At 45.2% G+C, this 26,266-nt stretch carries 35 protein-coding genes; 3 read left to right on the forward strand and 32 right to left on the reverse strand.

Features of this window, described 5'->3' with window-relative positions; genetic code table 11:
* Positions 1 to 7: 7 nt before the first annotated feature.
* From cmk to rpl3p, 27 genes are all read right to left on the reverse strand, one after another.
* Entirely contained in the window at positions 8 to 538 is a 531-nt protein-coding gene (gene cmk, locus V7O62_RS06030) for a (d)CMP kinase (protein WP_406658103.1), read from the reverse strand.
* Positions 539 to 1,165: a DUF106 domain-containing protein gene (locus tag V7O62_RS06035; protein ID WP_406658104.1), complete on the reverse strand. Its 627-nt coding sequence runs from the start codon at positions 1,163 to 1,165 to the stop codon at positions 539 to 541.
* A 25-nt stretch (positions 1,166 to 1,190) separates the two neighbouring features.
* Complete coding sequence (locus V7O62_RS06040) at positions 1,191 to 1,838, reverse strand: adenylate kinase (RefSeq protein ID WP_406658105.1); 648 nt, start codon at positions 1,836 to 1,838, stop codon at positions 1,191 to 1,193.
* Positions 1,839 to 1,862: 24 nt separating this feature from the next.
* Complete coding sequence (gene secY, locus V7O62_RS06045; RefSeq protein ID WP_406658106.1) at positions 1,863 to 3,338, reverse strand: preprotein translocase subunit SecY; 1,476 nt, start codon at positions 3,336 to 3,338, stop codon at positions 1,863 to 1,865.
* Between the two features lie 136 nt (positions 3,339 to 3,474).
* A complete protein-coding gene (locus V7O62_RS06050) occupies positions 3,475 to 3,912 on the reverse strand; it encodes an uL15m family ribosomal protein (RefSeq protein WP_406658107.1) in 438 nt (145 codons plus the stop codon).
* A gap of 5 nt (positions 3,913 to 3,917) precedes the next feature.
* A complete protein-coding gene (locus V7O62_RS06055) occupies positions 3,918 to 4,379 on the reverse strand; it encodes a 50S ribosomal protein L30 (RefSeq protein WP_406658108.1) in 462 nt (153 codons plus the stop codon).
* A gap of 2 nt (positions 4,380 to 4,381) precedes the next feature.
* Positions 4,382 to 5,014 (reverse strand): 30S ribosomal protein S5, encoded by a 633-nt coding sequence (locus V7O62_RS06060; RefSeq protein ID WP_406658109.1) that lies wholly within the window; start codon positions 5,012 to 5,014, stop codon positions 4,382 to 4,384.
* Positions 5,015 to 5,022: 8 nt separating this feature from the next.
* The gene (locus V7O62_RS06065; protein WP_406658110.1) at positions 5,023 to 5,544 is read right to left on the reverse strand and encodes a 50S ribosomal protein L18; all 522 of its coding nucleotides are present in this window, start codon (positions 5,542 to 5,544) and stop codon (positions 5,023 to 5,025) included.
* Positions 5,545 to 5,587: 43 nt separating this feature from the next.
* Positions 5,588 to 6,049, reverse strand: a complete 462-nt coding sequence (locus V7O62_RS06070; RefSeq protein ID WP_406658111.1) for a 50S ribosomal protein L19e — start codon at positions 6,047 to 6,049, stop codon at positions 5,588 to 5,590.
* A 1-nt stretch (position 6,050) separates the two neighbouring features.
* Entirely contained in the window at positions 6,051 to 6,440 is a 390-nt protein-coding gene (locus V7O62_RS06075) for a 50S ribosomal protein L32e (RefSeq protein WP_406658112.1), read from the reverse strand.
* Positions 6,441 to 6,449: 9 nt separating this feature from the next.
* Entirely contained in the window at positions 6,450 to 6,983 is a 534-nt protein-coding gene (locus V7O62_RS06080; protein ID WP_406658113.1) for a 50S ribosomal protein L6, read from the reverse strand.
* A gap of 15 nt (positions 6,984 to 6,998) precedes the next feature.
* Positions 6,999 to 7,391 carry a 30S ribosomal protein S8 gene (locus tag V7O62_RS06085; protein ID WP_406658114.1) on the reverse strand — a complete coding sequence of 131 codons (393 nt, stop codon included), beginning with the start codon at positions 7,389 to 7,391 and terminating at the stop codon, positions 6,999 to 7,001.
* Between the two features lie 10 nt (positions 7,392 to 7,401).
* Positions 7,402 to 7,554: a 30S ribosomal protein S14 gene (locus tag V7O62_RS06090; protein ID WP_135390009.1), complete on the reverse strand. Its 153-nt coding sequence runs from the start codon at positions 7,552 to 7,554 to the stop codon at positions 7,402 to 7,404.
* Entirely contained in the window at positions 7,554 to 8,051 is a 498-nt protein-coding gene (locus tag V7O62_RS06095; RefSeq protein ID WP_406658259.1) for a 50S ribosomal protein L5, read from the reverse strand. Before V7O62_RS06095 ends, V7O62_RS06090 begins: the two co-directional genes overlap by 1 nt.
* Positions 8,052 to 8,055: 4 nt before the next feature.
* Positions 8,056 to 8,766, reverse strand: coding sequence for a 30S ribosomal protein S4e (locus V7O62_RS06100; RefSeq protein WP_406658115.1), 711 nt, complete (start codon positions 8,764 to 8,766; stop codon positions 8,056 to 8,058).
* Positions 8,767 to 8,774: 8 nt separating this feature from the next.
* Positions 8,775 to 9,128, reverse strand: coding sequence for a 50S ribosomal protein L24 (gene rplX / locus V7O62_RS06105; protein ID WP_406658116.1), 354 nt, complete (start codon positions 9,126 to 9,128; stop codon positions 8,775 to 8,777).
* 10 nt (positions 9,129 to 9,138) lie between these two features.
* Positions 9,139 to 9,537: a 50S ribosomal protein L14 gene (locus V7O62_RS06110; RefSeq protein WP_406658117.1), complete on the reverse strand. Its 399-nt coding sequence runs from the start codon at positions 9,535 to 9,537 to the stop codon at positions 9,139 to 9,141.
* A complete protein-coding gene (locus tag V7O62_RS06115) occupies positions 9,534 to 9,863 on the reverse strand; it encodes a 30S ribosomal protein S17 (RefSeq protein WP_406658118.1) in 330 nt (109 codons plus the stop codon). Before V7O62_RS06115 ends, V7O62_RS06110 begins: the two co-directional genes overlap by 4 nt.
* A 5-nt stretch (positions 9,864 to 9,868) precedes the next feature.
* On the reverse strand, positions 9,869 to 10,180 hold the full coding sequence (gene rnp1 / locus V7O62_RS06120) for a ribonuclease P protein component 1 (protein ID WP_406658119.1): 312 nt from the start codon (positions 10,178 to 10,180) through the stop codon (positions 9,869 to 9,871).
* A 1-nt stretch (position 10,181) separates the two neighbouring features.
* The gene (rpmC, locus tag V7O62_RS06125; RefSeq protein ID WP_406658120.1) at positions 10,182 to 10,385 is read right to left on the reverse strand and encodes a 50S ribosomal protein L29; all 204 of its coding nucleotides are present in this window, start codon (positions 10,383 to 10,385) and stop codon (positions 10,182 to 10,184) included.
* Entirely contained in the window at positions 10,385 to 11,320 is a 936-nt protein-coding gene (locus V7O62_RS06130; protein WP_406658121.1) for a 30S ribosomal protein S3, read from the reverse strand. The genes rpmC and V7O62_RS06130 overlap by 1 nt, the downstream gene beginning before the upstream one ends.
* Positions 11,320 to 11,775, reverse strand: coding sequence for a 50S ribosomal protein L22 (locus V7O62_RS06135; RefSeq protein WP_406658122.1), 456 nt, complete (start codon positions 11,773 to 11,775; stop codon positions 11,320 to 11,322). The genes V7O62_RS06130 and V7O62_RS06135 overlap by 1 nt, the downstream gene beginning before the upstream one ends.
* Positions 11,776 to 11,785: 10 nt before the next feature.
* Positions 11,786 to 12,199 carry a 30S ribosomal protein S19 gene (locus V7O62_RS06140; protein ID WP_406658123.1) on the reverse strand — a complete coding sequence of 138 codons (414 nt, stop codon included), beginning with the start codon at positions 12,197 to 12,199 and terminating at the stop codon, positions 11,786 to 11,788.
* 16 nt (positions 12,200 to 12,215) lie between these two features.
* On the reverse strand, positions 12,216 to 12,929 hold the full coding sequence (locus V7O62_RS06145) for a 50S ribosomal protein L2 (RefSeq protein WP_406658124.1): 714 nt from the start codon (positions 12,927 to 12,929) through the stop codon (positions 12,216 to 12,218).
* A gap of 11 nt (positions 12,930 to 12,940) precedes the next feature.
* Positions 12,941 to 13,189, reverse strand: a complete 249-nt coding sequence (locus tag V7O62_RS06150; RefSeq protein WP_406658125.1) for a 50S ribosomal protein L23 — start codon at positions 13,187 to 13,189, stop codon at positions 12,941 to 12,943.
* A complete protein-coding gene (gene rpl4p / locus V7O62_RS06155) occupies positions 13,186 to 13,947 on the reverse strand; it encodes a 50S ribosomal protein L4 (protein ID WP_406658126.1) in 762 nt (253 codons plus the stop codon). Before rpl4p ends, V7O62_RS06150 begins: the two co-directional genes overlap by 4 nt.
* Before the next feature lie 5 nt (positions 13,948 to 13,952).
* Positions 13,953 to 14,966, reverse strand: coding sequence for a 50S ribosomal protein L3 (rpl3p, locus tag V7O62_RS06160; RefSeq protein WP_406658127.1), 1,014 nt, complete (start codon positions 14,964 to 14,966; stop codon positions 13,953 to 13,955).
* Between the two features lie 548 nt (positions 14,967 to 15,514).
* On the opposite strand from rpl3p, the gene galU reads away from it, so the two are divergent.
* Positions 15,515 to 16,396 carry a UTP--glucose-1-phosphate uridylyltransferase GalU gene (gene galU, locus V7O62_RS06165; protein ID WP_406658128.1) on the forward strand — a complete coding sequence of 294 codons (882 nt, stop codon included), beginning with the start codon at positions 15,515 to 15,517 and terminating at the stop codon, positions 16,394 to 16,396.
* A 41-nt stretch (positions 16,397 to 16,437) separates the two neighbouring features.
* Here galU and V7O62_RS06170 read toward each other — a convergent pair whose 3' ends face one another.
* Together V7O62_RS06170 and iorA are read right to left on the reverse strand one after the other, a co-directional pair.
* Complete coding sequence (locus V7O62_RS06170) at positions 16,438 to 17,034, reverse strand: indolepyruvate oxidoreductase subunit beta (protein WP_406658129.1); 597 nt, start codon at positions 17,032 to 17,034, stop codon at positions 16,438 to 16,440.
* Positions 17,031 to 18,860, reverse strand: coding sequence for an indolepyruvate ferredoxin oxidoreductase subunit alpha (iorA, locus tag V7O62_RS06175; RefSeq protein WP_406658130.1), 1,830 nt, complete (start codon positions 18,858 to 18,860; stop codon positions 17,031 to 17,033). The genes V7O62_RS06170 and iorA overlap by 4 nt, the downstream gene beginning before the upstream one ends.
* 228 nt (positions 18,861 to 19,088) lie before the next feature.
* On the opposite strand from iorA, the gene V7O62_RS06180 reads away from it, so the two are divergent.
* Positions 19,089 to 20,450 carry a glutamate-5-semialdehyde dehydrogenase gene (locus V7O62_RS06180; RefSeq protein WP_406658131.1) on the forward strand — a complete coding sequence of 454 codons (1,362 nt, stop codon included), beginning with the start codon at positions 19,089 to 19,091 and terminating at the stop codon, positions 20,448 to 20,450.
* Between the two features lie 41 nt (positions 20,451 to 20,491).
* Positions 20,492 to 21,631 carry a glutamate 5-kinase gene (gene proB / locus V7O62_RS06185; protein ID WP_406658132.1) on the forward strand — a complete coding sequence of 380 codons (1,140 nt, stop codon included), beginning with the start codon at positions 20,492 to 20,494 and terminating at the stop codon, positions 21,629 to 21,631.
* Positions 21,632 to 21,647: 16 nt separating this feature from the next.
* Here the strand turns inward: proB and V7O62_RS06190 are convergent, their stop codons facing one another.
* From V7O62_RS06190 to V7O62_RS06200, 3 genes are read right to left on the reverse strand one after another with little or no spacing between them, the layout of a single operon-like run.
* On the reverse strand, positions 21,648 to 22,727 hold the full coding sequence (locus V7O62_RS06190) for a COG1361 S-layer family protein (protein ID WP_406658133.1): 1,080 nt from the start codon (positions 22,725 to 22,727) through the stop codon (positions 21,648 to 21,650).
* A gap of 2 nt (positions 22,728 to 22,729) precedes the next feature.
* Positions 22,730 to 23,869, reverse strand: a complete 1,140-nt coding sequence (locus V7O62_RS06195; protein ID WP_406658134.1) for a COG1361 S-layer family protein — start codon at positions 23,867 to 23,869, stop codon at positions 22,730 to 22,732.
* Positions 23,869 to 26,172 (reverse strand): hydrophobe/amphiphile efflux-3 (HAE3) family transporter, encoded by a 2,304-nt coding sequence (locus V7O62_RS06200; protein WP_406658260.1) that lies wholly within the window; start codon positions 26,170 to 26,172, stop codon positions 23,869 to 23,871. The genes V7O62_RS06195 and V7O62_RS06200 overlap by 1 nt, the downstream gene beginning before the upstream one ends.
* Between the last annotated feature and the right edge of the window lie 94 nt (positions 26,173 to 26,266).

Genomic DNA, 26,266 nt, shown 5'->3' on the forward strand with positions numbered 1-26,266 from the left:
GTTACAATTAAGTGTCATCAGAAAAAATGCCTATTGCACAGGAAATAATATCTGCGATTCCATACTGATCCCATTTTTCAGAATCAATCACAAGATCATAAATAGACAAATCTCTTATGTCAATATCATAAATACTGCTGTAACGAATAGCTTCGGAAGCCTCACGCTCCTTTGTTTCCTCAAGTTTTCCTTCAAAGGAACCGGATTCACGTCCCACAATACGGCTGACCCTGACTTCCACGGGAGCCTTTATCCAGATCTTGAGTGCCTTGTTCGCCATATGGCCCGCAAGCCGTCCTTCAAGGATCACGTTGTCTCTTGTATTGGCAATTTCTTTCTGGCGCTCATCTATTTTGAGGTCAATTGAATCGTCGGATTCCGCCAGTTCACCAAACTCAGCAAGAGTCATTCCGTATTCATTTGCAAGTGAACGAAATACCTCTCCTGCTGATATCATCTCGAGCCCATGCTTCTCCGAAAGGATACGGGAAACAGTGGTAGTACCACTGCCCGGAAGACCACTGATAGTCAGCAGCAATTAAATTCCACCGACATCCAATGCTTTTCTGATCAACTGACTTACCGCAAGAGAAGCGATGAAATACCAGAATATCCAGTATTGGAAAGGACCGATGATGGTATCTGTCAAAAGCTGTTCACCCCAGAACGGAAATACGAATGAAGCACCTCCGTGCTCTGGCAATGTAATAAAATAATACGCCCACATGAACAAGGGGAGCGATATTATACTGATATATGCCATGGGTTTGAACTGCTGCTTCGACATCTCCATCTGTTCGGACATCATCGCGGTACGCTCAGATTCCATCTTCTTCATAAGTGAAGTGTTATTTGAAAGCTGGGCTTCCCTGAACTGCTTCTGGAACACACGCATCTTTTCCTGGGTAGAGCGCATCAGTTCCCAGTCCATGGTGTATTTCTGAATCAGTGATGCATAAAGTGCAGTTATCGATGCCATTATGAAAAGGACAATATGAAAATTACTTGCTCCCAGAAGATTCACAAGAGGATCCATAAGAAAACCAACGGATTGTCCGAGGGAATTCCTGAAATCCTCGCCCAGGATAACAATACCCAGCATCAATGAAATACCCAGAGCAAGCAGTGCCTGCTCCAGTTTCTTTTTAAATTCGGCAGTTGCCAAAGCATCACCTATATTGATAAATTTTTTACTTATAGCGATCCATTATTTCGGATATCGCTTCAAACACTTCATTGACAGTACCGTTTCCGGCAATATTAACAAGGAGTTCTTTCTCCTCATAGTAATCAATGAGTGGTTTTGTCTTCTCACTGTAGACTACAAGCCTCTGCCTGATAACATCTTCCCTGTCATCATCACGCTGGTAGAGTTGCCCACCACATGCATTACAGACACCCTCCTCTTTTGGAGAGTTGAACATAATGTGGTAACTTTCACCACATTTGCACATCCGGCGACCACTGAGCCTTCCAATAAGTTCCTCGTCTGATACATCGATATTAACAACCACATCCAGTGGCTTGGATATTTCTTTCAGAATATCATCCAGCGCATCCGCCTGAGGAATAGTTCTTGGATAACCGTCCAGAAGATAACCGTTCGCACAGTCAGGCTCTTCCAGCCTGTCCTTTATGAGACCTATAAGAACCTGATCAGGAACAAGTTCACCCTTGTCCATATACTCTTTTGCTTTGAGACCAAGTTCGGTACCTTCACGGACATTTGCCCTGAGAATGTCACCTGTAGAAATATGAGGAATGTCATATTTCTGTGACAATTCCTTGGCCTGGGTGCCTTTTCCTGCACCCGGAGGACCAAACAATACAACATTCATTATTATCAACACCTAAATTATGAATTATTCCTGCCCGAAGAAAGACCTCACCATCGGATGCATCTCCATCATCTGCTCGGATGCTATATCCTCATAGAGGCGGTATACTATACTGACAGCAAGCAGAAGACCGGTACCTCCTGCACCTCCAAGCGTACCGAGCATACTGGCAACCAGTGTCAGGAAACCAATGAAAGCACCACCGATAACCGTTACCTTCGGGATATATCTTAGCATCACCTTCTCGATGCTTCCTATATTTCTCCTGAAACCGGGAATTTGCATCCCGGAATTAAATATCTTCTTTGCAGTAGGCTTTGCACCCATTCCAGTAGTCTCGATCCAGAAGAGAGCGAATATGATACCACCTACTATCAAAAACACGGCATCAACCAGCACATGAAGGGCAATCTGCCAGGTTGCAGGAGCAGCGACTCCATATGAAGAGAAGGTCGCTGTTACAAGCGAGGGTACCCAGTCATACGGGCTTTGAATAGGAGAAAGATAATACATAATACCATTAACAGGAGTTGAACCTACATATTCCCCGAAGATTGTAATTCCTCTGCTGCTCAGTACGATTCCGATTAATTGTATGTTGGCCTGAAGTGCCCTGACAAGAATCATCGGAAGGACTGAAGCGTAGATCAGCTTTACAGGGAATTTGCCCCTTGCACCCCTTACAGCACTGTGGGCCAGAGGTATCTCAATACGAGTACTCTCCACATATACTACGAGAAGGAAGATAATAATCGTAGTGAAAAGAGCGAGTATGCCTCCATTAATCAATGTAAACCCGATACCGTCAGTTAACAAGTAGCCGATATCCTGACTCTGTAAAAGATATATCCATTTAGGGAAGAAACCTGCGGGCAAGCCTGAGGAATCCGTCGCCCAATTAAACAGACCCGTTACGATCTGCTGGGACACACCTGCAACAATGAATAAACCCACACCGGAACCGATGCCCCATTTGGAAACCACTTCATCCATGAAGAGAACCAAGACACCTCCGATACAGATCTGAATGAATATAATGGCTGTAATAAGGCTTGCACTAACACCTAATGTAGCCGCAAGTGCTGCATCCGGCTGTATGTAGCCACCGGCTATCTGTGGTAGAGCCTCAAGGACTATCATAACAAAAACTAGCGCCTTCTGAGCACCCTGGAAAAATGCCTGGTCTTCCGGATTGGACATATCGAGCTTGATAACATCAGCACCGACAAGCAATTGCAGTACGATGGAAGCAGTGACTATAGGACCTATACCAAGAAGCATCAAAGAACCCGACGCTCCCGCAAAGAATGCTCGATAGGACTCGAACAGATCGATCGAATCCGGGGACAATCCAAACAACGGCACATTAGCCAGCGCAAAATAGAGCACAAGTATACCAAGCGTCCATGTCAGCTTGTTTTTAAAGTGCACATGCCCTTCTGGGCTTGAAACCGCAGGCAATCTGTTAAAAATTGGTTTTAAACTTTCCTTAAGACTCATTAATTCCACCCTTGTGGGAAATCCATACTTTTTGGGGTAAAACAACCCTAAATAGCCTTAACCATTAATAAATATACTCTATCTATTTTAGGTAAAATAACAAAATATAAGAATAAATATGTAATGCCAAAAGGCATTACTCTTCAGGTTCAGTGCAGGATCCACCTGCATCTTCAATTTTGCTTCTTGCGGTAGCTGAGAAGTCACAGGCTGTGACCGCCAGTTTCTTTGAAACTCTGCCAGTACCAAGGACTTTCTCAATATCAAGACCGTTGAGATCTATATAGTATACTTCATCCTTGAGTTCCGCAAAACCATCCTCAACAAGCTGATCTGCAAGTTCATCCAGCTCTCCCACATTAACAATGGAAGTATCACGGATGATCTTCAGCGGACGGCTGAATCCCTTCTGGTGACCACGCTGGTATCCCATTTTTTGTGCAAGAGTTGCATGGTGCTTATTTTCACCACTTTTACCTCTTCCACCACGGTTTCCGGCACCACGTCTGTTCTTACTGGTACCTCCACCGCAGGTGCGTGAACCTCTGAATTTCTTGGTGTTACATTTTTTCATCCAGATCACCTCATTTTCTTCAACAAGAGATTGATATCCTCACCGTTGTTACCGAGTATACCACCCTGCTGTGCAGTCCTTTTTATGCCTGAATGGCCTTTTCTTGGAGGATGAAGTCTGAATACCGGCTTCAGAGCTGGAACATCTTTGAGTGATGCATTGCCATCGATTACTGCCTGTGCGAATGCCTCAATTGAAGAGAAATCCGTATTCTCAGAAACATATTCATCTGTGAGTTTTTCGCCACCCTGCAACATACCACGGTTCTTAAGCATCCCTGCAAGTGTTTCCATATCAATGGTGCCGTAAGCAACATAGTCCTTGACCTTCTGGATCATTCCCTTGTTGTGAGGGTTGTCACTGAGAAGGACGCAATGATTTACCCTGTGCAAACGGAGCATTTTCAGGGTATCTTCAATAGATCCCCTGACATTCACGTTACCACGTACTCTTATCAGAGCGTACATTTTCAAGCCTCCTCCTCAAGCTGGATAGGTTGCCTTACAGTACCGGTATTGTGAAGTGCATTAAAAGTTGCCTTTGCGAAGTTCAGGGTAGTTCTGGTCGTACCTTCAGTTCGGGTCCACACATCCTTGATACCTGCTTTCTCAAGTACTTTTCTTGCAGTGTCACCTGCAGCAAGACCAAGTCCACGTGGAGCAGGCTTGAGTTCTACAATAACACTGCCTGCCTTTCCTCTTACCTCAGATGGTACTGTGTGTGCGCGGCCACATGCACATTCCCATGAACCGCAACCACGCCTGACCTTTATGATATTGATCTTGGCATTGTCGATTGCTTTTCTGATAGCAGGACCAACCTGAACATCCTTTGCCTGTCCAAGACCTACAAAACCATCACCATTTCCTACGATGACAGTTGCTCTGAACTTAACACGACGTCCGGAGTCAGTCATCCTCTGGACCATGTTTATATCGAGCACCTCGTCTTCGAGATCAGGTAACAGAATATCGATTATTTTGGATTCCCTTACCGGAAGACCGGAATCGATTGCCTCATTCATGGAAGTAATCTGCCCTTCATGAACGAGTTTTCCGAGCCTTGTCTGCGGAACCCATTCTTCTTCATATTCATATGCCATATAATCACCTAATTGAAGTCAGCAGAGATTTTTTCCTTAACTGCATCGAACAGTTCAGGCAGATTTGATCCTTCCACATACTCTGCTACATGTTCTCCTCTTATGCGCTCGTCTGAAGGCAATATTGACGGATTGTGAGGAATCTCAAATCCGGAATCTACAATGCCTTTCAGGGTTGCATATACACGTGATCCGGGAGATGCTGCCTGGAGTCCCAGGTCAAGAACACCGTATTCGAATCCCTTGCTCTGTGCCCTGTAACCAAACAGAAGGCCGGCAAGATACGCAGCCGTTGTATTACCTGTGGATGCGTCATATCCGTACTTCTTGAGTTCAGTCGAAACAGCAGATGAAAGGGTAACATCCCCTTCAGGCTTTGGAGCAACGAGCTGGATCTGCATATGTCTTGAGCTCTTGCGCACAACTACACGATCTTCCTTTGAAAGAAGAAGCCTTAGCCTTAAGTGGTAGTCTGTGCGACCTTCTCTTCGCCTTCTGAAGGCGACTTTATATCGGGGTCCTGTCGCCATGATCAGATCCCCCTGATTGAATTATGATACAAATGATCCATTATTATTCCTCACCACGTTTAATGAGCTTCTCGGACTCCAGGTGTGCTTCCAAGTGAGCAACACTACGGTATTCGCCACCTTTTGCCTTGCGGTATACCTTACAATAGGTGGATTTGTCCAGTGAACCGTCTGCACGTAGCTCTTTGAGTCTCTTTCTAAGAGCACGGATCTTTTTCATCCACTGTTCTTTGCTTGGATTACGTGCACCCTGCTTACCTTTTCTCTTACCGTGTCCTTTACGGTGTCCGTACTTACGCTTGGCATCCCTTGCTCTTGCACGACCACGGCTTACACCCTTTACAGGTTCTGCCTTGATGTTACCGAGTTCAACCTGCTCACGTATGTCAGCCCTTGTGATAGCAACTGCAATATCACCTGCAGCTTCAGGGTTAAGCCATACCCTGTGAACACCGCAACCAAGTACTTCGGAAGCTATCCTTTTCTGATTAGTCAGATCGGTCATCTCACTCACTCCTCAGAGGATTCAGGATTTTGATACCAAGCTCAGAAGCCTTTGCCTGAATAATTGATTTCTTCCTTGAACCGACCTTTGAAGCGATCCTGATTGCCTCGGATGAAGCATCAACATTGTCAAGGTCGTTGACAGTATTAACAAGTACCTCGGAATATCCCGATGGGTGGAAACCCTTAACGACTTTAGGGCTACCGTAGCCTACCTGTGCAAGGGCACCCTTTGCCTTGTAATGCCTGCGCTGTTTTCCCCGAAGACCCCTTGGGCGTCTCCAGTTTGAATCCAAGCGCTTGTACTTGTGGGAGTCCGTCCTTTTGAATACGGGTTTTTTACCCTTCTGGACTTTTCTTGCCTTAAAGAGGCGTTTGATTTTTCCTTCCATTCAAATCACCTACACTATCTTCTCCACTATGTAAATTCCATCCTGGAATATACGCGGATCAAACCTTTTGATCTTTGTTGCCTGTTCAATATTGGCGGCAGTCTGGCCAACATCTTCCTTGTTGATGCCTGAGACAATTACTTCATCAGCACTTGCCTTGACAGTTGTCTCACCAAGGATATTTGCAGACCTTGCTTTCTTCTCACCAAGGAAGTTACCTATTGAAAGCCTCTTTCCTTCTACCTTCACCTGCATAGGGAAGTGAGAGTAAACAACTTTCATACGGTATTCAAAACCTTCTGTTACACCCTTCAGCATGTTGGAGATATGCGAAGCAAAGGTACCTACCATCGCTTTCTGGGTCTTTTTGCTTATCGAAGTATCGATAACAATCTCAGAGTCCATGACCTCAATATTGATACCTGGATACCAGAATTCTCTTTCATCCTTGCCTTTGGGTCCGGATACTGAAAGAACCTTCCCTGCAAACGTAACAGTGACGTCATCGGGAATAGGGATCTCTTTTTTGATCTCTTTTGCCATGATATCCCATCTCCATCAGTACACATAAGCAAGTAACTGTCCACCAACGTTATTCTCACGAGCCTCGTACTGTGATATTACACCAATCGATGTGGTCAATATAAGTGTACCGAAGTTCTTTGCGGGAAGATACTGCTTTTCCCATCTTTCGAAATCTGCAGCACCTACTGAATAACGTGGCTTGATAGCACCACATTTGTTGATCCTACCAACAAGTTCTACTTTATAAATACCTGCCTTACCATCTTCTATAAATTCAAACTCGCCGACATATCCGCGGGACTGCATGACCTTCAGTACAGTTCCGATGAGCTTTGAAGCAGGCTGGATCGTACAGGAACTCTTACCTATAGCCTCAGCGTTCTTAATAGTGGATAAAGCATCAGCAAGCGGATCTAATAATACCATTTATCTCACCTCACGTATATTTCTCGAATCCCATATCGTGGGCAATCTCACGGAAGCAGTGCCTGCAAAGGTAAATATCATATTTCCTGACAAGTCCCTGTTTCCTGCCGCATCTTTTGCATTCGTGTGCGCCCCGGCCGAAGTTCTTTGTGGTCTGAACCATTAGATAACCTCCACTGAATATTTGTCTTTGAAGAAGGCAATTGTGTCATCCTTTGTTATCCTGTGTGACGTAGGGATTTTGGTTTTTACAATCCTTCTTTTACTGATCCTGTAGCCCGGGCGGTTAACAACTACATTGACATCCATTCCAAAGATACCGATGTTAGGGTCGTATCTCATTCCGGGGAAGTCGGTGTGTTCTTCTATACCAAAAGCCACATTGCCATTTATGTCAAACTGTGAAGCACGAAGTCTGTTCTCGATGATCCCGAGTGCAATAGTAAGGAATTTTTCAGCACTTTCGCCTCTGAGAGTCACCTTACATCCGATAGGTTCATTTTTCTTAATGCTGAAAGCAGGGAGGGTTCTCTTGGAGTAAGTTCTGATGACCTTCTGTCCTGTAACCTCTCCAAGTATACCTTCAGCATCCACAAGATGCTGACCACTTTCTCCAACACCCATATGGACTACAACCTTTTCGACAACAGGCGTCCTCATTACGTTACTCAACTACCTCACCACCGAGTTTGATCTCAGGCTCGTTCTCGCCGATAACTACCACATAATCCTCAATTGTCTCAAAGTCATAGTCACCGGATATTGAAACCGTGTTATTCCTTGAACTGCGGACAGTGTTGATCTCTTTAATAGTACCGATCTCACCGGTGTGTTTACCACCGACGATCATTGCGAGATTGCCGACTTCGTACTTGATGTGTTTAACTACTTTCTTATCAGGTAGTGAAAGGATAATTGAATCCTTTGTATTGTAATCGTTGGATCCGAGGACGTTTGAACCGTCACTGAGGTTGAGCTGTATGGCTCCACCCTTGATAACCGTCTTGCCGTTGATCCTGCAAAGCTTGTCTACATCGGAGTCTTCGAGCTTGTGGAGTTCAAGCCTTCCCTTACGATCCAACAAGACACGATAAGATACATTCTCATCCGGGATGGATACTACGTCCAGTAACCCTATAGGGAATCTCAGGTCTTTCCTGACTACACCGTCGACGAGTATCTTGCCCTCTGAGAGTACGCGCTTTGCCTCTGCACGATTGTCAACTACACCCAGCATATCCCTTAGTACTATAGCCAAAGGGATACTCTGTTCTTTATGATGTGGACCAGGCCTTGTAGCAGTGATCCACTTATTAGATTTCTTTGATATCTGCCAGCTGTTTGGTACAGATATTCTCTTTTGATGTTTACCCACAGAATCACCTACTTCCTGCTGATAACTGCTTCTCTGCGGTCATCCTTCATCTCAAGGGATGTGATCATCACGTTTGAAGGATACACAGGTCTTGCAACTTCTGTTCCGTCTGCCTTGGACACGCTGACCCCTTCAACAACAATCGTTCCATGTTTCAGGGAAATAGCCTCTACTTTACCTGTACTACCTGCGTGGTCTCCACGCATTACCTTTACAGTATCGCCTACTATTACGTTTGCAGATCTGCAACCGTACTTCTCACGTAGTTCCTTTGAAAGGGAAGCACCCATGTACTTCTGCCTTACATGAAGAGGAGCGTTGTATCTTGCTTTCCTCTGCTTTCTTGGCTGATTTGATACCATTGTTCACACCTCATGCAACTATAGATGCCGTCGTACCAATTTTTGGGTACCTTTCAGCTGCTTCTCTTGCCACAGGACCCTTGAAGTCGGTTCCTTTTGGGACACCATCTTTGTCAACAATAACAACTGCATTGTCTTCAAATGAGACTCTCAGGCCATCAGGACGACGGAATTCCTGCTTTTGGCGGACTACAACAGCCAGAAGGATCTGCTTGCGCATCTCAGGAGTACCTTTTTTCACAGACACAACGCACATGTCACCGATACCAGCCTTTGGGTGCCTGTTCTTGACACCACGGTATCCCTTGACAGATACGATTTCAACCACACGGGCACCTGTATTGTCCACGCAGTCGATCTGTGCTCCGGCATTCAAAGCACGGGGGATACTTGACCTGATACCCCTCATGCCTGAGCCTCCGCCTTGATCACCACATATGATTTAGTCTTGCTCAACGGTCTGCATTCTGCGATCGTCACAACATCTCCTACCTTTGCATCTATGCAGGAAGGATTGTGTGCATGGATCTTAGATTGCCTTTTCTCATATCTCTGATATTTCTTGATAAGCATCTCATGCTTGCGCTGGATGACCACGGTCCTGTCCATATCATCGCTTACAACGGTCCCTACAAGGACCTGTCCGCGAACGGGCAGTTCTCCATGGAATGGACAATTAATGTCATTACACTCCTTTTCCGGAGTCGGGACATCCAATCCAATATCTTTTGCCATGATTATTACCTCATGCGTATTTTCCTAATGTTCTTCGTTCTGTTCTCGGGTTGTGAGAGCAGAAGGTTCCCTTCTATTTTTACATGCCTCTCAGCATGCTTGCCCGAAATTTGGGCGGGTATCCGAAACACAAAGGTCGTGCCCATTTTTGGAACCATTTTTTCAAGACCTGCCTCTGTTTGAACAATTATCATGTTCTTTGTTTCGTCAACCACTTTGCCGCGTATATTGCTCAGTGTTGGGTTAGTAGCTTCTACAACTTCAACTACTAATCCAATTAATTCGTGGAATATTAGTTTTGAAGGAGTGATTTCCACTTCAGATCTCCTTCATTTCTCTCTGGATGGTCTTGATCCTGGCAATGGTTCTCCTCAGTTCCCCGATTCTTCCGGGATTATCAGGAGCTCCTCCTGCAGATGAAAGAGCACGTTCACGAATGAGTTCGTCTCTCATCTTGTCAAGTTCGTCCATCCTTTCGTCAGGGGACATGTCCCTTATCTCGTTCAACCGAAGAACTGCCATTACTTCTCCTCCTTATGAACACGTGCGATAGGATGCCAGTAATCGTAACCTTCATGTTTGTGTTGCCATACACCATCTAAAAGCCTGCGTTGCTCGTCTGCAAGATCTTCCATTGGTGCAGGTTCCTCAGGAGCTTCTTCGGATGTTTCCACAGCAGCCTCTTCGGATATCCCCTCAGAAGGTTCTTCTGTTGATACTGATTCAGTAACTTCTTCTGTAACTGTTTCTTCAACAACAACTTCCTCTTCGTCGGCAACCTCACCTTCAGCTTCCGTTTCAACAAGCTTCTTGATGTCACTACCTTCTTCTTCAGCAGCAACTTCTGCAACAGGTTCCTCAACAATTTCTTTCAAATGGAAAGAGTCGGGTAGTACTGCGCCAGGAGGAATAATTCTTACTTTGCAGCCAAGGGTTCCGAGCTTCCTTACAGCAGTCGCAAAACCCTCATCAACAATATCGTCTACAGGTTTTCCTGCGTGTTTGATATAGCCATTTACGAGTTTTTCGACCCTTGACCTTGCACCGGTCAGTTTTCCGGAGATGACAATTTCACAACCCAGTGCTCCAGAGTTCATGATAGCTCTCATGGTATTGTGGCCTGCTTTTCTGAAGTACCAGCCTCTCTCTATAGAGGAAGCAAGACGTGAAGCCATCATCTGAGCATTGAGTTCAGGCTTTCTGACCTCCTGTGCATCGATCTGAGGATTGTCGATGTTGTACATCCTGTCAATATCCCTGGTAAGTTTACGAATGACCTTACCAGCCTTACCGATAACCATTCCGGGCTTTTCGGCGTATATTGTTATCTGTGTACCCATTGGAGTACGGTTGATCTCCATGCCACCGTAACCTGCCCTGCTGAGTTGTTTTGCGAAATATTCATCCATTGAGGCTTTCACGTAGCCTTCTTGGACAAACTTCTTCTCTATTGCCATTAGCGCACCTCGTTCAAAATAATCTCGATGTTTACAGTTTCCGTATTCTTGGGACTTCCGCGTCCGCGAGCCCTTGGCCTCATTCCGTGTATGACACGTCCACGCTTTGAAGCAACATGTACTATATACATCTGCGAAGGTTCAAGCCCTTTATACTCAGCATTGCTCTTTGCGTTCTCCAAGATCTTAAGGTAGGCCTCTGCAACTTTAACAGGGTATCTGCCTGTTGCCATAGGACCTTTTCTGTGTCCTGCACCGTCGTGGTGTCTCTTGAAGGGAACTGCCTGTTTCATTTCGATAACATCTTCGAGGTACCTTTGGGCAACTTCGGTACGCATTCCTTTGATTGCGCTTCCAACCTCGCGGGATTTCTTAGGTGATATGTGAAGCTCTGCACCCATTGCTTTGGCAGAGGTCTTCGGGTCAAATTCTATTGAGTATCCAATTCTTGCCATACAGATCACCTTACTTCAGTGGAACGAACTTGCTTGAACGGGTCGCTCCGACACCTGCACTTCCGTGACTGACTCTTGAGCGAGTTGGTGCGAATTCTCCGAACCTGTGTCCGATCATTTCCGGCTGTATCTCTACTGCCACAAATGTTTTACCGTTGTATACTTCGATGTGTTTACCCACCATATCAGGGAATATGATAAGGTCCCTGTAATGGGTACGTACGTTATCCTTGCCGTCCTTAAGGTTCTGAAGGACCTGCTTTCTGCCTTCTGTGAATCCTTTCTTGATAGTACGGCGTTCACGGGAAGGCAAAAGCTCAGCGAACTCCTCAATACTCAAGGACTTAAGTTGTTCAACCGTTTTGCCACGGAATGTATATTCACCTTTTCGTTTTGGTAATTTGGATGATGATTTTCTTGCCATGCTTTAAGCCTCCGGTTTAACGCTTTCCGGTCCTGCGTGCTGCAATCTGGCCCACCTTACGTCCCGGAGGTGCATTTCTGCTGACCGTTGTTGGTCTTCCGGGGTGCTGCCTGTTACCTCCACCGAAGGGGTGGTCGATTACGTTCATGGCGACTCCGCTTACGCGGGGATATTTTGCAGCTCTTGTCTTCATCTTGTGATACTTCTTACCTGCCTTGAGGAAAGGCCTGTCAATTCTGCCGCCACCTGCGACTATACCAATAGTTGCGCGGCATCTTGGATTCAGCCATTTCATCTCACCAGAAGGCATCTGTATGATAGTCTTTCCACGCTCGTGAGATACCACTGTTGCGTATGTCCCGGAAGCACGTGCGAACTGTCCGCCATCGTTGGGCTTGCCTTCTATGTTACAGACAGGAACACCTTCAGGGATTTCTGCCAATGGCAGGATGTTTCCTGGTTTTACTTCAGCGGAAATTCCGCATGCGATCTTTTCACCCACTGCAATACCTTCGGGTGCAAGGATCAGGCGCTCCTCACCATTATCAAAGGAAACTTTCACCACAGGTGCGGAACGGGCCGGATCGTGTGTAACCTCAAGCACAGTACCGTATACGGTATCATTCTCGTCTACACGAGGATGTTTCATTGAGGCCTTAAACCTGTGTGAAGGTGCCCTGTAAGTAGGAGAACCGCGACCCCTGTTCTGTGATATGAGTCTTTTTGCCATATTATTTCACCTCACATCAGACCTATCCTTGTAGCGATCTCGTGGGCAGCTTCTGTGCCTTCAAAGGTCACTATGGCTTTCTTCATGCCTTTCATTGTGCTCATAGTACATACCGAAGCAACGGGGAAGCCATACATCTTCATGACCTCGGCTTTGATCTGATTCTTGTTTGCGCGGGAATCAACAATAAACTGGAGTTTGTTATCTTCCAGAAGCATCATTGCTTTTTCAGTAATGAATGGATATTTGACAACGTTCATTCGAACATTCCCTCCAGGTTGGATAATGCGGATTCTGTCCATATGGTCAACCTGCCGGCATGAGTTCCGGGTGCAAGGACCTCTGCATTCAGGGAATCAACTGATACTACATCCACGCCTGCAAGATTCCTTGCTGACCTGAAAAGTGGAGTATCATTTGCCGCTACGATCAAGATACTCTTCTTGTGTTTGTATCTCCTGCCACGAAGCTTTCCTCTTCCTGCCCTGATGTTCTTGCCTTCCTTTGCACGAAGGACATCATCATATACACCTGCAGCCTGCAGGAAACTGACAACATCTTTTGTCTTTTCAAGACCTTCAAGTGCATCTTCAGCAATCAGTGGAAGCTGGGCATCGAACTGGTGACCACGTCCTCTGACAACATCTGCATTAGCTGTTGATGCTATTGCTGAACGGATTGCCATACGCCTTTCTTTTTTGTTTACTTTCTCAGTCCTGTCTGTTTCGGTCTTAGGAGGATGTGCCCTTCTACCACCGACAGCCTGAGGAACTCTTGCTGCACGACTGCCATTTACTATCCTTGGGATCTGCGCGACACCTCTGCCTGAACCCCATGAATGAGCGGAAGTCTCCATACCTGCATACAGCTTGGTACCGTAGGGCTGCAGCCTGTTTGCCTGTGCTGCAAGAACAGCTCTCTTGATAAGATCAGGCCTGTATGCCTCATCGAATACTGCAGGCAACTGTACATCGCCTTTGCTGTTACCGGATAAATCTATAATATTTACTGTGGCCATTCACTTCACCCCTGTTTGGACTGTGTGCTCACATGAAGGAGCTGTGGTTCACCCATTGCAGTTGCCTTAGACCTCATCGGATCTCTGAGCCTTACAAGCCTCTTGGAGGGTCCGGGGATGCTCCCTTTGAGCAGGATATAATCTCCCCTAACAAGTCCGTAATTCAGGAAACCACCTTCAGGATTGATCTCCTGACCATCGGTGGACACTTTAAGGATACGCTTGTTGTATTCTGTTCTCTGGTGGTAACCCATCTGACCCATCTGTGGTACTCTCCAGCTAACACGTGCCGGATGGAAAGGACCAAGAGTTCCTACCTGCCTGAGACTTCCCTGACGGGAATGCTTGTTCTTTGCAAGGTTGATGCCCCATCTTTTGACAGGTCCCTGTGTACCTTTACCTGTGGTAATAGCTGCCACGTCCACGAACTCGCCATTGCTGAAGACATCACTGATCTTAATCTCAGTTCCCAGTACTGACTTCGCATAATCGAACTTGTCCTGCGCACTTGAGCCATTGATAGCGGTTTCCATGATATCTGCGTTCTTCTTAGGAACACCGGTAAGGTTCTTTGGTAAAGTGTAGGTTATAACCTTGATATCAGAAACATTGCCTTCTTCTATCAGGCTGCCAATTTTTTCCAGAGCCGCATCTGTATTGGATTCCTTTGGTAACTTGATGGTCTTTCCAAGACTTTCATCGAGTTCGGAGCTCCAAGCCTCTGCAACAGCTTTCTCACCGTCAACAGTATTATTATAAGCGCGGATAGCAGCGACATGAATAGCAGGTGTCTCCACAACTGTGACAGGTACAGAGATCTCCATGCCTTCTGTCAGGCTGTTCTTCACATCATCAACCAATAGCACGTGAGTCATGCCCACCTTGTACCCGGCAAAGTCCTGGAGTTTAGGTTCTCCTGCTGACTCTGGCCATGAGTTGAATCTTGGGATGTGGCTTTTTGCTCTTTTGCGCGGACTGAAAGCGAGTGATCCTCGTCTTGGTCTATGTCCTTTTGCCATTCTTATTCTCCTGATTATACATTTTCTTCTTAATAGAACCACACTGGGCGTATGGCCAAAATGCAAAAAAGCCATCAAGTCAACCAGAATCAACCTGATTCAGACGGTAATAACGCTATGTGAACTCCACGTGTACCATCGTACACGCATTCAGCGTAGCGACATGCCGTTTCCATTATCTACTGATGGACCTTGGCATACCCTTCTAAGGGCAAACTCCGGCGTCATCTCGAAAAGATTTAAACATCTCTGCATTCTTGTGCACTATATTATGCACGGCGGGCATTCTTGAAGAGGCCCTATACTTCATGTTAAATCCGACTTTTTCGCACTGTAAGTTTAATTTGGTTAGATATTCTTCACTTGATCTAACGTTGGGCTCTTAAACGTATATTAAGTATTTAAAATCTTTGCATGAAAATGAGGATGTTCTGAAGGATAGATAAGTGATGATCCGTAAAATACCGAGTAAAATTGATTGAGAAACCATATAAATATTAGTGCAATTATTATATAACCATCTGAACTGCAAAATCAGGAGTTAGAATTTGGAAGTCAAAAAAGCTGTAATACCCGTTGCAGGGCTTGGAACAAGATTCCTTCCGGCGACAAAGTCAATGCCAAAGGAAATGCTTCCGATAATAGATAAACCGGTAATTCACTATGTAGTAGAGGAAGCCATAGCATCAGGGATAGATGATATAGTATTCATTACCGGTAGAAGCAAAAGATCCATAGAGGACTACTTTGATGATTCACCTGAACTGGAGCACCATCTACGGGAAAAGAATAAAGAGAGCATGTTGAAGATTGTGCAGGATATCTCTTCCATGGTTGACATCCACTACATACGACAGAAGGAACCAAGAGGACTTGGTGACGCAATCTACACAGCGAAAAAACACATCAATGACGAACCTTTCGCCGTACTGCTTGGTGATGATATTATCGTTAACAAGGAGCCATGCACCAAGCAACTGATTGACAACTTCCTTAAATACGGACGTTCCACATTGGCTGTAGAAGAGGTTCCTCAAGAAAAAATCAGCAGTTATGGCATTATTAAAGGCAAAGCACTTGATGACTCGCTATATACTCTTGATGACATCGTAGAAAAACCAAAGCCTGAAGAAGCTCCATCCAATATCGGCGCTATCGGAAGATATGTATTCACACCCGAGATACTTGACTGCATAAAAGAGACAGCAAAGGGAGTTGGCAACGAAATACAACTCACAGATGCCATACGTCTTTTGAATGAAGAACAGATGATATATGCTTACAGGTTCAGGGGTAAAAGATACGATACCGGTGACAAGGTAGAATATGTAAAGGCCATCATTGATTTCGCCCTCAACAATGAAGATATGAGAGAGCAAATCGAAGAACATGTAAAAAGTAAACAGATGCCCGATAACATCAATAAGTAAGTGAAAAAACAGGCATAAAAGTAATCAGGATGACCTGAAGGTCATCCCTGTATTACAGACCTTCCCATCTCAAAGGCCTTGGCATTGATATCGATAGTTTTCGGGGGGACAAGTTCCCTTACACATTCCAGCATAGTTTCAACAGGTATCGGCAGGTAATTTGAGACTGCACCAACCATTACAACGTTCATGGATTGCAGATTTCCCGCTTCTTTTGCAAGTTTTGTTGCATTGAATTCCTTGACTTCATGGTTTTGCTTGAGTCTTGCGATGATAGAATCAACATCAGGATATGTACAAAGTCCTGAGGTAACTGTCACCGGAAGTATCGGTTCGGTGTTGACTATGATCACGCCATCATCGGAAAGGTATTCCAGATACCTGAGAGATTCACTTGGTTCAAGAGCCAGCAATACGTCAGCACCCTTTACGGGAATCATGGAACCAAACTCACATCCGATTCTGACATGATTGACTACTGAACCACCACGTTGTGCCATACCATGAGTTTCTGCTGCACGTACTGACAGATTTTCCCTCACTGCAGCTTTACCGATTATATCAGATGCAAGGATAGTACCCTGTCCGCCCACACCGGCAATGACAAGATCAAATTGCGAGATTCCTTCAGCACTCATTTCTTCACCTCCGTAATTGCATTAAACTTACACAAGCGAGCACATACTCCACAGCCAGTGCACATAGAATTAATAGATGCTTTTTTGGATTCCGTATCAAATTCAATTGCCGGACAACCAAGGTTAACACATATCCTGCATCCAACACATTCCTCCGTATTAATGATAAACGGATTCTTTCGAATTCCTGCACGCTTTGCATCAATGACACAGAGCTGCTCTGTGATTACAACAGAAGTTCCCTTGTAGTCCTTTGCTCTTTTAAATACTTCTTCTGTCTTTTCGAGATCATAAGAGTCAACAGTCTCCACGAAACCGGCACCCATGCCCTTACACAACTCTTCCAGGTCCACTTCAGTTGTTTCCTCACCGGTAGCCGTCTTTCCCATTCCGGGATTTGGCTGGTGTCCGGTCATGGCAGTTGTGCGATTATCTACTATGGTTACCGTAATGTCAGCTTTATTATAGATAGCATTGAGAAGACCGTTCATACCTGTGTGGAAGAAAGTAGAATCACCAATGGAACAGCATATTGGTTTTTTCTCCCCGGCCTGGTACATCCCGCTTGCAACGGTTATGCTTCCACCCATACAGAGAGTGGTATCAACGGTACCGCTCTGTATACCAAGTGTATAGCAACCGATATCACTCGGGAAAATAGCATCTTTTCCATATACTTTCTTCATGACATGGAAAGTTGACCTGTGAGAGCAGCCCGGACACATGACAGGAGGACGCATAGGAAGCTCGATCCTGCAAGCATCGTAATCAAAATCCTCTCCGACATCAGCCGGAACGTCACTCCTTTCAAGTCCGAGAACTTCTGCAAGGACGTCTGCGCAGATATCAGTGTTCAGTTCGAATATCCTTGGCACAGGACCCTGCATCTTGCCAACAATCTCTACACAGGAACCTGTTTCCTGTGCAATTATCCTTACCTGTTCCTCGACGACCGGCTCCATTTCCTCAAAAATGATTATGCGGTCGGAGTTTTCCATAAGGGTGCGTATCTTTTTGTCAGGCAGCGGATAAGTCCCGATCTTGAGGAATGATGCATTTATACCCTGCTTTATAATGGCCTCTTCAGCGTAAACAGAAGCAATTCCCGATGCTATGACACCTGTTTTGGCATCTTCACGAAGATCCAGCTCATTCCAGGGAGAATCCTCGAGTTCACCGAGAATGTCCTTTTGCAATTCAAGCAAACGAGGGTGCTGTATCCTCGCATTTTTCGGAACCATGACCCACCGCTCCAGATCTTTCTGGAAACCAGCCTCAGGCCGGTCCTCATTCACAGGTCCCAGTTCCACATCGGATTTACCATGCGATATACGTGTTGTGGGCCTGAAGATCACAGGCATCTGCAATTTACCGGATATTTCCAGTGCATAAACCATCATATCTTTTGCTTCCTGTGGCGTGGAAGGGTCCAGACAGGGGATGAGTGAGAATTGAGAATACCTGCGGGTGTCCTGCTCGTTCTGTGATGAGTGACATGAAGGATCATCCGCAACAATGATGACCATACTACCCTTGACACCTGTGTATGCAAGAGTCATCAGGGGGTCTGCTGCAACGTTTAATCCAACATGTTTCATGGTTGCAACTGAACGCACACCTGCCATCGCGGCACCGGCTGCCACCTCAAGGGCAACCTTCTCATTGACCGACCACTCTACGTAAAAGTCCCTTTCTTTCATTCCTGCCAGTGTACCGATGATTTCTGACGACGGGGTTCCGGGATAGCCGGATATGACCTGTCCGCCCCCTTCAACGATACCGCGTGCAATTGCAACGTTTCCCAGCATATACTCGCGTTTTCTCATAAGAATCTCCTGCCAGCGTATACTTAACGATTATTGATAAAGATATCTGAAAACAGTAATCGTGCTAATTGGTGACAGTCTTCTTTTGTTATGATTGAAATAGAAAGACACCAAGCACCATTATCGATAACTATAAAACCAAAGAACAATGTGCAATATCACTATACTATATAATAGAGACACTTAATACTTACATCACTCTTTTAAAAACCCAAGGTGGTTTATTTCATGGTTACGGAAATTGAAGAAAAGGTCATTGAGGCAAAGAAGGCATCCATCATCCTCGCAAGTGTCAATACAGAAACAAAGAATACCGCTCTTGAAGCGATGGCACAGGCACTTGACAATAATCGCGAAAAAATCCTGGCGGCAAACCAGAAAGACGTCGAAACAGCAGAAAAACTGAAAAGAAAAGGCGAGCTTTCCCAGGCACTTGTGGACAGGCTCAAGGTCAGTGACAGTAAGATCAGCGGAATGATAGACGGAATCCGTGATGTTATTGAGCTGGCAGACCCTGTTGGTGAAACCATCGAAGCACTTGAACTCGACCAGGGGCTTGAACTCTACCAGGTAAGCTGCCCAATTGGGCTTATCGGTGTAATATTCGAAGCTCGTCCCGATGTAGTTCCACAGGTTATGTCTCTTTGCCTGAAAAGCGGGAATGCAACTATATTCAAGGGTGGCAGCGAAGCACTCAATTCCAACCGTGTAATCTTTGATCTTCTGAATGAAGCTGCTGAGTCTGTGAAAGGTATGCCAGCAGGTGCGTTCCAGTTGATGGAAACAAGAGAAGAGGTCAACGACATCCTCAGCATGGATGCATATATTGACCTGCTTATTCCAAGGGGCTCCAATGCATTCGTAAAATACATGCAGGACAACACAAAGATACCTGTCCTCGGACATGCAGACGGTATCTGCCATGTTTATGTTGATGACAACGCAGACCTTTCAAAGGCATACGATGTCTGCTTTGATTCCAAAGTCCAGTACCCTGCAGTGTGTAACGCAATGGAGACATTGCTTGTGCATGAGAAAGTTGCAGAAAAGTTCCTTCCTACAATGGCAAAGATGCTTGACGAAGCAGGTGTGGAAATGCGCTGCGACGAGCAGTCCTATGACAGCCTTGAAATGATCGATTTCCTGAAAAGCATTCTCAGGGCCACCGAAGAAGACTGGAGTACCGAATATAACGATCTTGTTCTTTCCATAAAGATAGTCGGGTCAATGGACGAAGCAATAGAACACATCAACACCTATGGTTCACATCATACAGACGCCATCATCACCGAAAACAAATTCAAGAAAAAGGATTTCACAGACCTTGTAGACTCTTCCAGCGTAATGATAAACGCATCAACAAGATTTGCAGATGGCTTCAGGTACGGAAAAGGTGCGGAAGTAGGTATCAGTACTAACAAGATTCATGCAAGGGGTCCGGTGGGCATGGAAGGACTACTGATATACAAATACATACTTGTTGGCAACGGTGACAAAGTAGCAGACTATGCAGGCCCCGAAGCCAGGAAGTTCACCCACAGGATTATGGACAGGAATGTCTCTGAAGTACTAGACACTACACTAGAATAATCCCGATAAATGGATAACAATTTTACAGTAGAGGCAGACCTGTGACCGACCGGAAAGAGATCATTGGCGACATCAATAAGATAGTAATAAAGATCGGCACATCTTCCATCAATACGGAAGAAGGGAGACTCAATCACCCTTTTATGGACAATATCGCATCCCAGGTTGCCGCTCTGCATGAAATGGGCAAGAGAGTCATCCTCGTAAGCTCAGGTGCAATCGGCATAGGTATCGATATGCTCAGCTTTGACAGCAGACCCAGGGAAATTCCGGTCAGGCAGGCCTGTGCTGCGGTCGGACAGAGTGTGCTTATGCAGGAGTGGAGCAATTCCTTCGCCAAACATAACCTTAAAATTGCGCAGATTCTCCTGACATACGAATCTTTCTCTAACAGGCTTACATACCTGAACTTGAGAAACAGCATATCCACATTGCTCAGCTACGGTGTCATTCCAATCATCAATGAGAACGATCCAACCTCTGTCAACGAAATAGAAGCCACCTTCGGAGACAACGACAAACTCTCTGCAATGGTTGCAAGCAAGATAGAAGCTGATCTTCTCATAGTTCTTTCCGATATCGACGGACTCTATGACAAGAATCCGAAACGCAATAACGATGCCAATTTCATAAGTATCATAGATGAGATCACTCCCGAAGTAGAAAGTTACGGCGGCAGCCCGACCAGCATGAAAGGAGTTGGCGGGATGAGAACAAAGATAGAAGCCGCCAAGATATGTTACATGGCCGGCTGCAATATGGTAATTGCCAACAGCAATGTCGAGAACATTATCAAAAAGGTTCTGGATGCCGAGGAAATAGGTACCCTGTTCGTTGCAAACCAGGAAGTACACAGGAACAGGATCAGATGGATACTTCTCTCCAAAGCATGCGGTTCAGTGGAAGTTGATGCAGGTGCCAGGGATGCTATCCTTAACAGCATGAGCCTTCTTCCCTCGGGCGTGCTCAATGTAGAAGGCAGTTTTGACAGGGGAGACATCATAGAGATAAAATGTAATGAAGAGACCTTTGCCAAGGGAATCACGGATTATACTTCTGAAGAGCTGGAAAAAATCAAAGGTCAGCACACGAACATGATAGCCGATATTCTTGGCTATAAAAACTACAACCATGTCATAAAAAAGGAGAATATCGGACTTTTTAATAAAGAAGAAAAATAAGGAAAATCCTGTATCCTTATTTCTTCACGAATTTTCCATAGACAAAGTATCCTCCAGCACCGATAACTCCAATTGCCAGAATACCCAGAAGCCAGGTATATCCTGAAAGCGATTCCAATGCTGATTGGCCGGGAACGGTTTCCGTCCTTATTTTGAGAGTATCGGATATCTGGTTATGTCCGTCCGTATCCTCATATTTGATCTCACTGTTAATAGCATATGACTTGGACACGGCAGTCTCATCCACCTTCAGTTTAAATACGGCCTCTGCAGTTTCTCCGGGAGCCAGCGAACCAATGAATGACTGGTCATCCGTAGTGCTGAAAGGATCATCCGCACTTATCCTGACAGTTGCATCCTTAACAGCTTCCTCACCGGTATTCTCATAGGTCACATAGAGAAGACCTTCCTCACCTGCGTAAAGATTACCTTCCACATCTACGACCTCGAACTCAGGTGCTTCCTTAACTACAATATCAATTGTCTGGTTCTGGTAACCCTCGGCATACCATAGTCCTACCTCCATGTTTGTGATCCCAATGTCGGTCTCATTGTCACCGTTAACCTGTACATTCTCCTGATAACCATAATTGAGGTCAAGCATCAGAGGATATGTGCCTGCAGGTGCATTTTTTGATATCTCGATATCAAAACGGACCGGATCTTCTAATTGTTCACCACTTGGAAGTGTGCCTGCTTCCTGGGAACCGGACTTTATTTTTACATAAGGACTACTGGAATTCAGCGCTGCAATTATACCTATAGCAGTAGTGCGTTGTGCCTCGTATCCCATTTCCGACTTTTGAAGCTTCTGCTCGAGATCTGAACCAAATGTTGGCTCATCCTCGGATTCAAAGCCCGTAACTACACCTTTGTTCATAAGGTCAAGGTTTATTGTAACCTCATCTCCTCGCGAGAATTCATTGTCACCTATGAAAGTGGCACTCAAATTAGGACCACCATATACGGTATAGTAGTTCTCGTCAAAATTGAAAAATTCAGGCAGCTCAGCCTGTACAGGCATGCAAGCCTGCAATATGAAGAACAATGTGACAAATATTAACAGCGGACGTTTTATTGATCGAATGTCTAGCATAATTATTCTCCTAAATCCGATTGATTCTCCTCATTTTTCTGAGATTTCTTCGATTTCTGATTTTTAAATGATTTTATGATTATTACAGCTGATATCGCGAGTATACCAAGCAAAGCCAGTAACGAGATATTAAGTTCCCTTCCGGAAGATTCCAGTTCAATATTAACCTTCATGTTATCGGAATAGGCAATTTCCTCATCCTCATCCAGATACTTTATCTCACTGTCTATACCATAGGTCTTTTCAACAGCCTGACCCTCGGAGGAAAGAACAAAAGAAGCTGTTTTGCTCTCACCTGGCATAATGGTACCAAGGCGCTGTATAGGACTGTCGGCCTGAAGTGGTTTCATGACAATTACACGGGCTACTGCATCTTTAGCAGGGAGTTCACCTGTATTGCTGTAGGTTATATTGATAACATTATCTTCCCCGGGGACAAGCTGACCGGAAACATCCGTGACTGCAAAATCTGCATCCGGTTCTACAATCACAGGGATTGAAAGGGTCTTGTTAACGGACCTGTAATAGCTTGCATGGTCAAGTTCCGGAAGACCAATGGCTACAGTCTCTCCGGCAGTCATCCTGGCATCATACTGGTATTCATATGTCACAGGCATTTCCAGCGTATAAACGCCCGCAGGAGCATTATTGGAAACAGTGACTGTGAAAATAAGAGGATCATCAGGCAGTACGCCCGGTGAGAGTGGATCCGGAAGTGACTGACTGCTGGTTTCCGGATCAATATCTATATACTCCGTATCCGACACCAGACTGGTTTTCACACCAATGGCAGTTGTCCTCATTTTTTCATATTCAAGTTCCTGCAAAGCCAGCGAATGGGCTGCTTCAGAAGTGCCCGTGCTTGTATCGCCTTTTACACCATAGAGAACACCTCTGTTCGAGAGAACCACTTCTATATTGGCGGTCTCCCCACGCTCAAGTTCCGTATCACCAATTACGGAGGCATATATGTCAGGTTCACCGTAGCTTGTGTAGTAATTCGTTGTCATTTCATTAACAGGAGGAAGATAATCCTTTGCTGCTGCCACAAAAGAAACAGGCAGTACCGCCCCTATAAGCAAACACAGGCAAGCTGCAATCAGACAAAATCTCCTGAGAACTATTTTTTCTTTTGTCCTCATCAGAACGTTACCTCCTTTGGTTTTTTACTCAATTCATGTGTGCTGTTGTAAGATGATTTGTTTTTTCTGAGCTTTTTGGCCTTCTTTTTCATTCGATGCTTATCAAGTAGCACGATAACCGCAGGGAATACGATGAAAGATGCCATTAAAGCCAGGATTACATCCATGACAGTTATTATTCCGAAATTGCTTGTGAGGGAAAATGGGGAAGCTATCAATGCCGAGAAACCAAAGACCGTTGTCAGTCCCGATGTAACAATGGCTTTTCCGATTTTTACACTTGATTCTCTCATGGCTGCTTCTGGCTCAGCACCTTTGTCCCTTTCCTCGAAATACCTTTCCATCATGAGTACCGCATACTCGGAGCCAACTCCAAGTATGAGCGCACCCAGAGTCGCGGTCATTGGTGTGTACTCCATACCCATCAGGTACATGAGTCCTCCTGACCAGCCGATTACCATGAACATTGTAATGACCGGCGTGAATGCTTTCAAAAGGTCACGATAGATCACAAGCAGGCCGGCAAAGACCAGTACGAGTCCCAGTAGTGTCATCATAAGACGGCCTGATGTAAGAGCTGAGATGACTGTGAAAAACACTACGGAGTTGCCCGTCATAGTAACAGTAGTACCGGGAGGTGGAGGCATCCATACTACATCTTCCTCGACAATACTGGTAAGGTCCTGAATACCCTCCAGTCCGATCTCAAGCATCGCATTGCCGATATTCAGGTTCAGGATCAGCATGTTATTGCCATGAAGGTACCTATCCCTTTGGTTTTCCGGGATCTCTGAATACAACTGTTCAATTTCCCCGGTGTCTTGCGGAATAACACCATCATTCATAGATTTGATAACATCTACGATACTCGATGAACCGTAAATGTGTCCCCTGCTCTCTACTTCGTGATCCGAGAACTCATCAACCCATTCCAGAAGTTCCGGATCGGCATTGTTATCCGTTTTGATGATAATGTTGATCTCTTCATCCCCACCAAGGATATCCCCGAAATGCTTCAGGTCAATGAGTGCTTCCATGTCCTGGGGAACAAAAGTTGTGACATCGGTCTGGATGGGAACCTGTGCATCGAAGTACAAACCTCCCAGACATAAGGAACCTGCTATTGCCAGGATAATAAAAGGATGATGCATTGCAGTCACAGTAGACTTTTCGATCAGGCGTTCCATCATGTCGGGACCACCAGCACCTGAACGATTATTTTTCTTTTTGCGTTCTTTTTTCCTGAAACTCAGTTTTTTGACAATAGAATTATTTGATAATCCATGCAGGCCATAGATGACGCTCACACCGACAAAAAGGGAAGACATGAAACACATTATAATACCAATAAGTAACAGTTTCCCGAAATCCTGGATCATTGGAACTGATGACGTGAAAAGAGAAACAAAACCAAGCCCTGTTATACCCAATGCAATGAGCACTGCCGGCCCCGTATGCTTTACGGTTTCAATAACCGCATACGAGGCGGAATGATTGCGTTCAAACTCCTCCTCTATACGGTTATGGAACTGTATGGCATAATCAATGCCAAGACCTATTAGCACAGGAAAAGCGGACATCGAGACCATTGTCATGGGTATATCAAGATAGCCCATTGCACCGAACGTGTAAATAATTCCGAGAAGAACAATGGGAAGAGGCAAAAGTCTCCAGCGTACATGCCTGAAAACCAGATATAGCACCACGATCATCAGCAGCACGGAAAGCATGAGCAAGGTACCCATACTTGTATTCATTTCCTCGTTCATGGCGATATCAAAAGCGACATCTCCCGTAACAATGATATTGTAACCGGGCGGGAATTCTGCATAGGGAATTGATATTTCCGTCTCACGAAGTATTTCTTCACGTGTGGTTTCTGAAACTGTTCCACCGAAAACAACTGAAATAAAAGCGTGTTTGTCATCCGGCATCAGATATTCAGGCATTCCCTGGGATATCAATTCATCAACCGCACCTTCCTCGTTCGGAATCGTCCACTTACCCGTCGATTGATAATTATTGTCTTTTATGATTCTGGAGGGGGATGTGACCTCCATGACACCGGGGATGTTGCTGGCAGTCTTATCTATACGATCCATTGCCTGCAGGACCTCGGGTTTTGTCACATCGTCCCCCTCAATCAATATGACAATGGATTCAGTGCTGAAAAGACCAAGATAAAGATGATCATAATCCTGATACAACTTTGAATTCTTTTCGACAAAAGTATCAGTACCCGATTTCATTTCGATAAACTGAGCACCCTGAAAAGAGATAATAATGAACAGAAAGGCTATCAGGAGGATAGGGATGGTATTGTTTTCAATGAAGAAACCAAGCCTCTCAAAAAAGTTTTTGATTTTTAGTCCCCCTTTTGCGCCAGCACTTAAATAG

Origin of the sequence: Methanolobus sp. ZRKC2, from assembly GCF_045291185.1 — an archaeon.
GTDB lineage: Archaea > Halobacteriota > Methanosarcinia > Methanosarcinales > Methanosarcinaceae > Methanolobus.